Below are 696 nucleotides of genomic sequence, written 5' to 3' on the forward strand. Positions count from 1 at the left end.
GGGGGGGCAGGGTAATAAACCGTAACTTAAGGGGCATGCTATCGTCATGTCTCTTCAAAGGAGTGTTATTCCAATGAAACAAATGACGAGAAAAGTAGCATTTCTGTTGGCTGGCCAATTCGAGGATTCCGAGATGAAAAATCCGTATGAAGCGATCACCAAAAACGGCGACGAAGCGGTCATCATCGGTCTGAAGAAGGGCGAGGAGCTGACGGGCAAGCAAGGCACGATCACCTACACAACGCATCTGTCGATCGAGGAGGCGAACCCGGACGATTATGTCGCCGTCATCATCCCGGGCGGCAAGTCGCCTTCCCAGCTGCGTGAGAGCAAGCCGATCCTCGACTTCGTGAGGCAGATGGACGCGGACGGCAAGCCGATCTCGGCGATCTGTCACGGTCCTCAGATTCTTGCCTCTGCTGGACTGCTCAAGGGGCGCACGCTGACCGGCTATCCGGAGATCGAAGGCGAGATCCGTGAGGCCGGAGGCGAGTTCGTCGATCGGGAGGTCGTCGTCGATCGCAACCTCGTCACCTCCCGCTCGCCCGAGGATGAGCCTGCGTTCATCCAGGAGACGATCGACAAGCTCGGCGTATCCGCCTACTGAACAAGGCCTCCGGGCGAAGGGCTCGGAAACCGGAACACAGCTTAACGGGCGCATGATCCCGATGCAATAACAGGCCTCCGCCTCCACAT

The 696-nt window shown here is 57.9% G+C and carries 1 protein-coding gene; it reads left to right on the forward strand.

The annotated features are described in order from the left end of the window. Positions 1-73 precede the first annotated feature (73 nt). A complete protein-coding gene (locus tag PA598K_RS23255) occupies positions 74-607 on the forward strand; it encodes a DJ-1/PfpI/YhbO family deglycase/protease (protein WP_128659260.1) in 534 nt (177 codons plus the stop codon). Positions 608-696 lie beyond the last annotated feature (89 nt).

Origin of the sequence: Paenibacillus sp. 598K (genome assembly GCF_003851045.1) — a bacterium.
Classification (GTDB): Bacteria; Bacillota; Bacilli; order Paenibacillales; family Paenibacillaceae; genus Paenibacillus_D.